Genomic DNA, 12,054 nt, shown 5'->3' with positions numbered 1-12,054 from the left:
AGCGGATTATTCCATCGGGGCGATGAAGCGGCCGAAACCGTACAGCGTCCTCTTCCAATACGGCTCGGAAAGCCCGCTCACGACGACACCCGTGCGCGGGCCTGCCGAAGCCGCATTGAGGAAAATCTCGCCTTTGCGGAATTCGTTGTCAATCTGGTTGTTCCCGAGATAGATTCCGACGTGCGAAATCCGGCTGTCAGACGGCGCCTTGAAGAAAACGAGGTCGCCGGGAACGGCATCCTTCTGCGGAATTCGCGTGCATTTGTCGAAAATCATCTGCGCGTTGCCCGACATGTCCGTGCCGATTCCCTGCTTCGCGGAATACGAGACAAGCCCCGAGCAGTCGATTCCAGGGCGCGGCGTTTTCCCGCCGTAAACGTATTTCGTACCCAAAAGCCCCATCGCACAATCGATGAATTTCCGGCGCTTTTCCGCGGCATTGTCCAACCGACGCTCAGCCTTCTCCACGGTGTCGCCCTGCGCGACGGAATTGTCTTCCTTTTTCGTGACGGAAACGGGCGCGGGGGCGGCAGCCTCACTTTTCGATTCATTCCGCTCTTCCTTTGTCACTTTTGTTTCCTTTTTCTGCTCGGATTTTGAGCCACCCTTCCGGGATTTCATCTCGTCAAGGAGCTCCTGCTTTCTTGATCGGGCGGCATTCTTGTTCGATTCGAGGGATTTGGAGACGGATGATTTTGACGAGCCGGCTTCATCGACAGTCGTCCTGTTTTTCGCCTCCAAAGCCGCGCGGTTCACGAGGACGCGGCCGATAAGTTCAAGCCGATGCTCCTTTATCTCGTTGAGATTCTTTGACACGCCGGACATCAAATCTTTCTTGCTCGGTTCCGCCGAAAGCACAAACAATTCCCCGTCTTTCGGCGCACTCAGCCTCATTATGTCGTCCCCGTCCGTATCGGAAAACGACGGAGCGCACGCAACAATCAGCGCAAAAAAAGCAACCACGATTTTTGATTTCATTTCACCTTTCCTCCATAAGAAATGATACGCGATTTCCTTTCCAACATCAAACCGGTAAATATCGTATACTCGACACCATGAGAAATATTCGAATAACTCCGGAAGACAACCTTTCTTCCGCAATCGCATTCCTCGAATCGGAGAAAATCGCCCCGGAAGAGGAAATCGTCATCACGCTCGCCGACGGAACACACAAGGGCGCGCTAATGGACAGGATTTTCTACAATCTTCCCAACCCGCTGACAATCGCCTCGGAATCGGGCGACGCAAAAAAATGCGCGCTTTCCGGGGAAAACTGCGAGGCGTTCCACAAGGACACGGAAAACCGCGCGGTAATCACGTTCGGGATGGAATGCACGCGCGTGACGCTCAGGAACTTCACGATAGAGAACACGCACGTCAAGACGAACGACGACGCCTCGCTCGGAAACCAGGCAGAGGCAATCTGCTTCCACTGCGACAAGGGATTCCTTTTCTGCGAGGGGATGGAATTCAAAAGCAGGCAGGACACGATACACGTGCGCGGGTTCTCCCATTTCAAGAACTGCTTCGTCTGCGGCGACGTCGATTTCATCTGGGGATACTGCGACACCGCGCTTTTCGACGGCTGCACGCTCCACACGATTCGCGACAACCGCGGCGACGGACGTCCGGCATACGTCCTGCAGAGCCGCGCGAAAAATTCCCGCCCGGGATTTGTCTTCATCAACTGCGATTTCACCGCGGAGGACAGGGGCGAGGGCGCAAAGATTTTCATCGGGCGCTCGCAGGGAACGGGAAAGAAGGATTCCGTTGACAGATGGGATTCAATCGCGCTGATAAAATGCAGGATTTCCGAAAAATACGACAGCGCTCTGTGGACGGACGAAGGAGGAACGCGCGCCGTCTATCCGGAAAAAGGAAGCGCGCTGACCGGCTGGCGTGAGTTCGGAACCGTCGTCGTCCAAAGCGACGGAACGGAAATTCCCTACGACGCGAAAAAGCAGGAGCGGCACGGCTACGCGATGACGGAAAACGACCTCTCGATTCTCCAGCGGGAAATCGAGAAGACGAAAATCAGGTAGCGGAAACCGTGCGGGCGGTATAAGTGAAATGACAATGTTCCTTTTTTGCTGTTCCGCCCGCGCGGCTCTTCATCACCATAAAAAACGCGCCCATCGGCGGCGATGAAAATCACTCGCCCGGCTGAAGAAACGACATGACGAAATCGCGCGACAATCTTTTGCTGACAGTCTGGCGCGTCAGGAGAGTTTCCTTCGCGCAGACAAGCCCGTACCTGATGCAGTTCCGCACCGGCTCGCGCTCAAGGAAGCCCATGAGAAATCCGGATGCGAACGCGTCGCCCGCACCGATTGTATCGACGACTTCGACGGGCGAGTACGGCGGCTCGATATACGTGTCCGCACCGACTGCGACGAGCACTCCCCTTCCGCCGAACGTCACGATGAAATCGCCGAACCCGAGCGCGCGGAATTTTTCGACCGTGGAAATATCCATCACGGGTTCCTCGCCGAGAATCGCGGCAGCCTCAAATTCGTTGCAGGCAAACAAATCAATCGATTTTGCGTACGGAAGCGATTTTCCGGCAATGTCCGGCGACGTCGCGTTCTGGAAAACGAACAGTTCAGGATGAGATGATTTGTACGCGTAGATTTTCCCGAGCGTTTCCTCGGAAAGATTCGAGTCGAGCGCGAGGCTTCCGATATGCTCCGATTCGATGAACGACACGGCGTCATCGCCAAAATCGATGTTCGACAGGATTTTTGTCGAATAAATGCAGGACGCGCGGCTTCCGACGCTCGACATTACCGAAAAAAGGGATGTCGACTGCCCCGGAATCGTTTTGAGCAGCTTCGTGTTGATTCCTTCCGCGTTCATGCCATGGCGCAGATAGTCGCCGAATATGTCGTCGCCGACCGCCGAATAAATGTACGAATCAAGCCCGAGATGGTTCAGGTTCATAGCCATTCCGCGCCCGACCCCTCCGGGAACGAGGTCTATCGTGCCGTCCCTGTACGCCTCGCTCGTGTCTTCCTCAAGGCTGTACGCCTTTATGTCAACCGACACGTTTCCTATGCTGAGGATTTTCTGTCTTTTCATTTCGTTCATCTTTCAAATTTAGATTGCAACAAAAGGAAGTGTCAACTCGGTTGCATTCATTTTCCGTTCTAAGTTCGGCTTGGTTGGAGCAACCGTTCGCCGGTTCGCGCGGCGAACCTTCCATGCCCGGCGGGGCGGGTGCATTCATTTTCCGTTCTAAGTTCGGTTCGGTTGGAGCAACCGTTCGCCGGTTCGCGCGGCGAACCTTCCATGCCCGGCGGGGCGGTTGCGTTCGTATCCCCGTTCTAAGCTCGGCTTGGTTGGAGCAACCGTTCGCCGGTTCGCGGGGCGAACCTTCCATGCGGGTGCATTCTTTTTCCGTTCTAAGCTCGGCTTGGTCGGAGCAACCGTGCGCCGGTTCGCGGGACGAACCTTCCATGCGGGTGCATTCTTTTCCGTTCTAAGCTCGGCTTGGTCGGAGCAACCGTGCGCCGGTTCGCGCGGCGAACCTTCCATTTTCCCCCTTCCACTTTCCCCTTTCCACTCTCCACTCTCCCCTTTCCACTCTCCACTCTCCACTTTCCACTTTCCACTCTCCACTTTCCACTTTCCACTCTCCCCTTTCCACTTTCCACTTTCCACTCTCCCCTTTCCACTTTCCCCTTTCCCCTTTCCGCTTTCCACTCTCCTCTTTCCCCTTTCCTCTCTCCCCCTCCGTCGATTTTTCCTTTGCGTTTCAATACAATAGACGAATTATGAAAGCATCCAAATTTTACATTTCGACGCTCCGGGAAGCTCCCTCGGAAGCTGTCATCGCGAGCCACAAGCTCATGCTCCGCGCTGGAATCACGCGCAAACTTGGAAACGGACTGTACACATACCTTCCGCTCGGAGTCCGCTCGCTCAGGAAACTTGAGGAAATAATCCGCGAGGAATGGAACGAAACGGCGGGCGCGCTCGAATTCAAGCCGACGGTAATCGTTCCGGGAGAAATATGGAAGGAATCGGGAAGATGGGAAACAATGGGACCGCAGATGCTCAAGGCGAGGAACCGCGGCGAGCAGGATATGGTCGTCTCCCCGACTGCGGAGGAAGCGTACACGGCGATTGTCCGCGACGGCCTTGATTCATACAAGCAGCTTCCCGTCAATTTCTACCAGATAAACACGAAATACCGCGACGAAATCCGCCCCCGCTACGGCGTCATGCGCGGACGCGAATTCATCATGGCGGACGGATACACGATGAACGCAGACGACGAGTCGCTCGACGAATCGTACAAGGCGTATGAGAAGGCGTATTTCCGCATCTTCAAGCGGCTCGGGCTCAAGATTATCCCGGTACGCGCGGATTCGGGCGCGATGGGCGGAAGCGGCTCAGAGGAATTCATGGTCGAGTCCCCGATTGGCGACGACACGCTCATCATCTGCCCGAACGAGTCCTGCGGATACGCGGCGAACGTCGAGAAAGCAGCCTGCCGTGACGACGAGTCGCTCGACAAGAACGGGAAGAAGCACGAGAAAACAGACGCGGCAATTGAGGAAGTCGAGACGCCGAACGTTTTCTCAATCGAGGATATGGAAAAGTTCTTCGACGAATCCCCGAAAATGTTCATCAAGGCGCTCGTCTACCGCGTCATAAATTCGGCGCTCGACCTTTCGTCATGCCCGCACGCGAAGGACTGGAAACGCGTCAAGGAAAGTTCGGGCGACTACTACCCGCTTTCATACGCGTGCGTCCTCATCCGCGCCGATTTGGACGTGAACGAGGCGAAACTTGCATCCGCGCTCAAGGCTTCGGAAGTCGTGCTTGCCGATGACGAGGAAATCCGCCAGATTGCAGGCGCGGGACACGGTTTTGTCGGTCCTGTCACGGCAAAGGCTCCGCTCGTCGTCGATTCTTCCGTCGTAAAGGCGAACGATGACGGGACGATGACGGCGATGATGCACGACGCAATCGCCGGAAGCGGAAAGGACGGATTCCATATCCGCCACGTCGAGCCGCTCCGCGACTTCACGCCGTTCCTCTGCGCAGACGTGCGCACCGTAAAGGAAGGCGACAAATGCCCGATTTGCGGCGGTACGTTCTATTCGACGAAGGGAAACGAGCTCGGTCATATCTTCAAGCTCGGGCACAAATACACGAAGTCGATGAAAGTCACCTTCCTCGACAAGAACGGGAAGGCTGCCGAGCCGACGATGGGATGCTACGGAATCGGCGTCGACCGCACGCTCGCCTCGATAATCGAGAACAACAACGACGAGAAGGGAATCATCTGGCCGATGACCGTCGCTCCGTTCCAGGTTTGCGTCGTTCCGATAAAGTACGACGGAAAGATGAAGGAAGTCGCCGACAAAATTTACGAGACGCTCAAATCGGACGGAATCGAGGTGTTCCTCGACGACAGGAACGAGCGCCCCGGCGTCAAATTCGCGGACATGGAGCTTATCGGAATCCCGCTGCGCATAACGGTGGGCGAGAAAAACCTCCCGAACGTCGAATTCAAGCCGCGCGCGCAGGCAGAAGCCGAGCTTGTTCCGGCGGATGAGGCGGCAGCAAAAGCCGCTGCGTTCGTGAAGGCGGAACTCGCGCGCCTCAACGCGTAAACCGAAAAAGGGGCTGCCCGAACCGCGCCGCCATGCCGAGACTGTTTCGGAATGGCAACAAAACTGTTCGGAAATCTCACTTTCAGAGCAGGTCTAATATGCAGGACCAGCGGGCAGCCCTCCGCGCAATTTGCAAGGAAGGAAAATGAATTTACTGAAGAGAACATTTGCGGCGGCAATCCCGCTTCTCGCGTTCCACGCATTCGCCATTCCGGGCGTGAAAGCGGCGGTTCCCGACCAAAGCGGGCAGTTCGTCTACTACAAGGACAGCACGTTCACGCGCGATTCGTACATCGGCATAATCTTCTATGACGACACGACGTACGGGTTGCGCTATTATGCCCCGTCGACGGATTCCCAGCCGGAAATCGACATGCAGGATTTCATCACGATAGACGGAAACGAGGAGCGCGACGCAATCGAGCTGACCGGAGAGAGATTCGAGCCGTTCCCGCAGACGCAGGAGGAGACGGACGTCGCGAACTATCTCCACGATTTCGTCTACGAACTGTTCCCGAGGCGGAAAAACGCCGGCGACGTTGCGGAAAAACGCTCCGTTTCCGACACCTACGAGCAGTTCGGCGGCAGGGTCTCGCTCGAATTCGACCCCGTAATCCCGATTCTCAACCTTTCGCGCATCACGACGTCCGACGGAAAAATCGCGCTCGAAGCCGTTACCGGTGGAAGGCTCTCGTCATCAACCGACACGAGTTTCTCTTCGTTCAAAGGGTTCCCCAAGGACGTTCCCGCCGGAAAAAAAGAGAAAATCAAGAAGGGAAAGAAAAACGACATCCTCGTGGAGAACGACGGCCTGAAAAGCCTTTCCGTATCGCTCGACACATCATGGGAACAGAAATCGCCCGCGACGTGGATGCTCGGCGACTACGCGGCGCAGTCAGTCGTCGCGCTCATGCTTCCGGCCGAAAAGAAAGGCGCATTCATACGCTCGCTCATCCTCGGGCGCGACCACACGTACCCGAACTGGACGAAAATGCGGATTTCGGAAAGCGGTGGCTCGACAAAAATCGAGCAGGTATTCCTCTTCCCCGAATCAGCGTCCGTAAAGCGCGACTTCAAGAAAATCGTCCCGCTCGGAAACGACGCGACAGGAATTTTCGCGCTCACCGTCAACGAGAACGCCTACAAGAACAACAAAAAATATTTCGACAAAATCATCTCGTCATACGACGTGAAATGAGCAAGATGCCATTCCGAATTCATTTCGGCATCTCTCAACAGACCTGTTCGGAAAATTCAGTCTCAGAACAGGTTTACTGATATCTGGAATGGCACAAAGGTACTGAAATCGGAAACGAGCCTAAAAGCGAAAAAGCAGCCGGGGAATTTTTCCTCAGGCTGCTTTTTGTTTGGCTTTCCCAAAACGGGCGAATCACTTGAAATCGGAGCGCGAAAGCGGCGAGCCGATCCACACGCCGTCGCCGAGCGTTTCCTTTTTGTGCCCGTCTATAAGAATCTGCACGCTTTTTACGGTCGCGAATTCCGTCGAGGTGAAAACGACCTGCTGAAGCTGCGCAAGGTATCCTTCCGCGCCGAGCCTGTTGCTCTCGAATTCCGGGCTGAAGTTGAGGAACGCGACGCCGTCTTTTACGAGCGCCGTAATGAGGCGCGTGCCGTTCGGAATGAGCGACATGCACCCGTCGTCCAATTCCCGCGAGTCGGGGCCCTGCAGAATCAGCTTTATGTTGTTCGTGAGCGGCGCGTCCGCCTTGACGATGCGCCTCGTGCATTGGCGGCGGGTAATCCTTCCGTCGGCATCAACGGAAACGAACCAGAGCTTCGCGTTCATCATCTGCACGTCCGCGAGCGAACGGACGGGCTTCTCCTCAAAAACGGAATTGTCCACGGGAAGGCTTTTCGGGATGAATTCCTCCTCCACGGGATACACGGCGGGCGGCTCAACTTCTGCGGCAGGCTGCTCCTCGGTCGGAATTTCATAATCGATTCCGGCGGCACCCACGTCATCGCCGGGCTGCTGAACGTCGGCGGGCGGCTCCTCGGCAAGCGATTCCGTCGGACGGCTCCACACGGATTCCTCCATCGGAATCGTCTCGGAAATATCGTCGCCGCGGGGAACGTTCCTTCCGGAAATCTTGTCTATGTTGATGACAGTCTCTTTTTCCCCGAGGTCCGTTTTCTGCTTTTCCTTTTTGCTGACGTGATTTTCTATAAAAACGGGTGTCGAGCCGAAAATCCGCTCAAAAAAACGCGTGTCTTTCAGATTTGTCTTGATGTCGTCCAGCTTCACGAGAAAGACGATGGAAACCACGACGAAACAGAACAGCCATATTATTATGAAAAGTCCCTTGCTTTTGAAAAAATCCCTGAGGGACTCCTTTTCGTCATCTGCTTCATCCACGACGGCCTGTTCGTTCAATTCGCTCATGGTTTGTAAGTATATTCGACGGAAACCCAAAAGTAAACGACGAGCAAATGGCGGATTTATGACAGCCGCAAGAAAATCGGCGGCGAAACGCGGGAAAGTGCGGAATCTTGGAAAATCACAGCACGGGGATTCATTGCGAACTGTCCTCGTAACGGCTAGAATACGGAAATCAATTCTCCTGGAGATTTTTATGGAACAGCAGACAAAAAAATTCGACTTGATAACGTTCGGCGAGACCATGCTCCGCCTTTCACCGCCGTCAAACGGACGCATATTCCGCAGCGACATCTTCGAAAAGCACGCAGGAGGCGCGGAGCTGAACGTGGCGTCAGGCGTGTCGTTGCTCGGGCTCCGCTCCGGAATAATCACGCGGCTTCCGAGAAACGAGCTCGGGACGTTCGTAAAGAACCGCATTCGCTTTTCGTCTGTCTCGGACGATTTCATCATATACGATGATTCACCGGACGCGCGGCTCGGAATCTACTATTACGAGAACGGCGCATACCCCAGAAAACCGACCGTCGTCTACGACCGCCGCCATTCATCCATAACGAAAATCACGCTCGACGAAATACCCGAGGACATCTACGGAAAAACGCGGATGTTCTACACGTCAGGCATAACGCTCGCCCTCAGCGAAAACACGCGCGTTCTTGCAATCGAACTTATAAAGCGGTTCAAGGAAGCGGGCGCGGAAATCGCGTTCGACGTCAACTACCGCGCGAACCTTTGGGACGAGGAAACCGCGCGCACGACGATAAAGCAGATTCTGCCGTTCATCGACGTGCTTTTCATATCGGAGGAAAGCTGCCGCCGGATGTTCCAGAAAACGGGCACGCTTGAAGAAATGCACCGCGAATTCTGCCGCGACTTCCCGAATATCCGCTTCATCGCCTCGAGCGAGCGCGAGGTCATCAGCCCGAAAATCCATTCGTTCACGTCGCTCATCTATTCGAAGGCGGAGGACACGTTCTATACGGAAGAGCCGTACAAGGATATCGACGTCGTCGACAGAATCGGAAGCGGCGACGCGTACTGCTCGGGCGTCCTTTTCGGTCTGCTCAAATACGGCGACCCGAAAAAGGCGATGGAGTTCGGAAACGCCACCTGCGCGACGAAAAACACGATTGCGGGCGACCTTCCCCTCTCCGACTTCAACGAGATATCATCGATAATAAAAGGCCATCAGACAAAGGGAAAGCAATCCGAAATGAACCGCTAGCGGAATGCGAAAACGCGGGGCGCGCCCAAACCGGACGCGCTTTTTTTTTCGCGAAATTTTGCAGTCGCGAAGGCAAAATATTCTATCCGACAATTCCTAGCAATTTTCTAATAAATATTTCTGTGCTATAATCTCCGACGAAAAAGAATTCCCGCGCTTATCGGAAAACGGCAGCATCAAAAGAGAATGGTTTTCGTATTCTGCTGGCATATCTCGGGAATGCCTCCATCTTCCGGGAAGCGCACACACACGGAGCAAACATGAAGATTTCTACAAGAGGAAGGTATGCGCTCAGGTTCATGATAGACCTGGCGCAGCACGACAACGGCGAATACATCGCGCTAAAAGACATCTCGCAACGGCAGGAGATTTCAGTCAAATATCTTGAGCAGATAACGGCGCTGCTCAGCAAATTCGGGCTGCTGACAAGCGTCCGCGGACCGCAGGGCGGATACAAGCTGTCCAAGAAACCGGCAGACTATAAAATCGGCGAAATCCTTCACATAACGGAAGGAAGCCTCGCCCCGGTAGCATGCCTCGACGGCCCGGAAAATTTCTGTCCAAAAAAGGACATCTGCCAGACGCTTCCGATGTGGAAGAAGCTCAACGACACAATCGCCAATTTCATGTCAGGGATAACGCTTGAAGACCTCGTGACGGGAAAACTCAACGAACTATAGGAACGACAGCCTGCCCGGAAAATACTGCTCCGCGCAGGCTGTTATTCAATGCGCAGTTTTCGCATATGATGGCGGGCGAAAATCAATAAACATGTTCAGAAACTGAAGTTTGCGAACATGTTTTATAAAAAAAAGCACGGCCGGAACGGAACGGTTTCAATCAGCCGTTTTTCCGGACGCACCAAAATAAAAAATCGGAGGAAAAAATGGCAAAAATCGCATCCAAAATCACGGACTTGATTGGGCACACACCGCTCATCGAGCTCGGGAACATCGAGAAGAAATTCCTTCTCAAGGCTCGGCTCATCGCAAAACTCGAATATTTCAATCCGGCGGGAAGCGTGAAGGACAGAATCGCGAAGGCGATGATTGACGACGCGCTCAAATCCGGCGCGCTGACGAAGGATTCCGTCATCATCGAGCCGACTTCCGGAAACACAGGAATCGGGCTTGCAGCGGTCGCGGCAAGCTACGGGCTAAAGGTAATCCTGACGATGCCGGAGACGATGTCCGCCGAGCGGCGGAACCTCCTCAAGGCGTACGGAGCGCAAATCGTCCTCACCGAAGGCGCGAAGGGAATGAAGGGCGCAATCGCAAAAGCGGAGGAACTCGCGAAGCACACGCCGAACAGCTTCATTCCGGGTCAGTTCGAAAACCCCGTGAACCCGCAGTGCCACAGCGAATCGACGGGGCCTGAAATCTGGGAAGACACGGACGGAACGGTCGACGCGTTCGTTGCGGGTGTCGGAACGGGCGGAACGATAAGCGGCATCGGAAAATTCCTCAAATCGAAGAATCCGAATCTGAAAGTTTTCGCGATAGAGCCTGCGACGTCGGCAGTCCTCTCAAAAGGAACGCCCGGCCCACACAAAATCCAGGGAATCGGCGCGGGATTCATCCCGAAAACGCTCGACACGGGCATCTACGATGAAATCATCGCCGTCGAAAACGAGGACGCAATCACGACGGGAAAAATGCTCGGCAAGACGGAAGGATTCCTCACGGGGATTTCGTCGGGCGCGGCTTTGTGGGCTGCAATCGAAGTCGCAAAACGCCCCGAATTCGAGGGAAAGACAATCGTCGTCCTTCTTCCCGACTCGGGCGACCGCTATCTTTCGACGCCGCTTTTCAACGACTGACAAAAAGGCTGATAGCACATAGTAAACCTGCTCGGTACGTCAAAAAATAAGTCGGCCTTGTTTACCGGCAGGGGCTTTTCAAAACAGCGCAAAAAACGCTCCCGAAGCGGTACCGCAACCATCGGGAGCGTTTTTCGTTCACTGCAGAAAAATCACTTGAGCTTCCGGCATTCGTAAAGGACGATTGACGCTGCCTGCGCGACGTTGAGACTTTCAATCGGGCGCTTCTCCTCAAGCCCGTCGGAAAACGGAATGAGGATGAGATAGTCGCAGTTCGCGCGGACTTCGTCGGAAATACCGTGCTCTTCATTCCCGAGGACGATGAGCGCGGGTTTCTTCTCGCACAAGCCCGGAATTTTATCGACGGTGGTCTTCGCGCGGACATCAGTGCCGAACCGGACCATCTTTCCTTTCATCGCGCCAAGAAGCTTCGATATGGAGCGAATCGAATAAACGTTCACGTATTCCATGCCGCCCTGGGCGACGCGATAGGAACTTGTCGTGACGGAACTTTGCGCCTCGTCAAGCGGGATGACGACATTCTTGAAGCCGAAAAAAGCCGCACTCCTGACAATCGCGCCGAGATTGTTCGCGTTGCCGACCCTGTCGAGCAGAAGCGCGGACTCGTTCCGGGAAATCCATTCCTCGGCAATTCCCGTCGTGAGATGGGGGATTTCCGGCTGCTCAATCATGGCGACGACGCCCTGATGATGGACGGTTCCGCTCAGCTTCTCAAGCTCGGCGTCCTCGACCTTATTGTATGGAATTCTCTTTGATGCAAGAAAGCGGAACAAATCCGCGAACGGCATTGTCCTCTCGTCATTGTAATAAAAACGCCGTATCGACTCCGGATGAATTTTTGCGAGAGCCTTTACCGCCTCAAAACCGCAGACGGCAAGTTCGTTTGTGTGTTTGTTTTTCATTCCAAAACTATACAAAAGAAAAAAACAAAAAAAAAGTGTCCGAAAACACATGCTTTCGGACA

General features: G+C 54.5%; 10 protein-coding genes. 6 read left to right on the top strand and 4 right to left on the bottom strand.

What is annotated here, in order from left to right; translation table 11 throughout:
• Positions 1 to 6: 6 nt before the first annotated feature.
• Positions 7 to 978, bottom strand: coding sequence for a C40 family peptidase (locus TRESADRAFT_RS15175; RefSeq protein ID WP_002704660.1), 972 nt, complete (start codon positions 976 to 978; stop codon positions 7 to 9).
• Positions 979 to 1,055: 77 nt separating this feature from the next.
• Between TRESADRAFT_RS15175 and TRESADRAFT_RS08185 the strand changes: the two genes are divergently transcribed.
• Positions 1,056 to 2,042 (top strand): pectinesterase family protein, encoded by a 987-nt coding sequence (locus TRESADRAFT_RS08185; protein WP_002704658.1) that lies wholly within the window; start codon positions 1,056 to 1,058, stop codon positions 2,040 to 2,042.
• 109 nt (positions 2,043 to 2,151) lie between these two features.
• Here the strand turns inward: TRESADRAFT_RS08185 and TRESADRAFT_RS08180 are convergent, their stop codons facing one another.
• The gene (locus TRESADRAFT_RS08180) at positions 2,152 to 3,087 is read right to left on the bottom strand and encodes a carbohydrate kinase family protein (RefSeq protein WP_245534338.1); all 936 of its coding nucleotides are present in this window, start codon (positions 3,085 to 3,087) and stop codon (positions 2,152 to 2,154) included.
• A 686-nt stretch (positions 3,088 to 3,773) separates the two neighbouring features.
• Here TRESADRAFT_RS08180 and TRESADRAFT_RS08170 point away from each other — a divergent pair.
• Positions 3,774 to 5,624 carry a proline--tRNA ligase gene (locus tag TRESADRAFT_RS08170; RefSeq protein WP_002704654.1) on the top strand — a complete coding sequence of 617 codons (1,851 nt, stop codon included), beginning with the start codon at positions 3,774 to 3,776 and terminating at the stop codon, positions 5,622 to 5,624.
• A 145-nt stretch (positions 5,625 to 5,769) separates the two neighbouring features.
• Entirely contained in the window at positions 5,770 to 6,822 is a 1,053-nt protein-coding gene (locus tag TRESADRAFT_RS08165; protein WP_002704653.1) for a DUF7954 domain-containing protein, read from the top strand.
• Positions 6,823 to 7,014: 192 nt separating this feature from the next.
• Here the strand turns inward: TRESADRAFT_RS08165 and TRESADRAFT_RS15170 are convergent, their stop codons facing one another.
• A complete protein-coding gene (locus tag TRESADRAFT_RS15170; protein ID WP_002704651.1) occupies positions 7,015 to 8,028 on the bottom strand; it encodes a GerMN domain-containing protein in 1,014 nt (337 codons plus the stop codon).
• A gap of 190 nt (positions 8,029 to 8,218) precedes the next feature.
• On the opposite strand from TRESADRAFT_RS15170, the gene TRESADRAFT_RS08155 reads away from it, so the two are divergent.
• From TRESADRAFT_RS08155 to cysK, 3 genes are all read left to right on the top strand, one after another.
• Positions 8,219 to 9,250 (top strand): sugar kinase, encoded by a 1,032-nt coding sequence (locus TRESADRAFT_RS08155; protein WP_002704649.1) that lies wholly within the window; start codon positions 8,219 to 8,221, stop codon positions 9,248 to 9,250.
• Positions 9,251 to 9,510: 260 nt separating this feature from the next.
• A complete protein-coding gene (locus TRESADRAFT_RS08150) occupies positions 9,511 to 9,930 on the top strand; it encodes an RrF2 family transcriptional regulator (protein WP_002704648.1) in 420 nt (139 codons plus the stop codon).
• A 206-nt stretch (positions 9,931 to 10,136) separates the two neighbouring features.
• A complete protein-coding gene (cysK, locus tag TRESADRAFT_RS08145; RefSeq protein ID WP_002704646.1) occupies positions 10,137 to 11,069 on the top strand; it encodes a cysteine synthase A in 933 nt (310 codons plus the stop codon).
• A gap of 152 nt (positions 11,070 to 11,221) precedes the next feature.
• On the opposite strand, the gene TRESADRAFT_RS08140 is transcribed toward cysK, so the two are convergent.
• Positions 11,222 to 11,992, bottom strand: coding sequence for a TrmH family RNA methyltransferase (locus TRESADRAFT_RS08140; RefSeq protein WP_002704643.1), 771 nt, complete (start codon positions 11,990 to 11,992; stop codon positions 11,222 to 11,224).
• Positions 11,993 to 12,054: the final 62 nt, after the last annotated feature.

The sequence above is a fragment of the Treponema saccharophilum DSM 2985 genome (genome assembly GCF_000255555.1).
GTDB classification, from domain to species: Bacteria; Spirochaetota; Spirochaetia; order Treponematales; family Treponemataceae; genus Treponema_D; species Treponema_D saccharophilum.
This window is presented reverse-complemented; position numbering and strand designations above follow the sequence as displayed.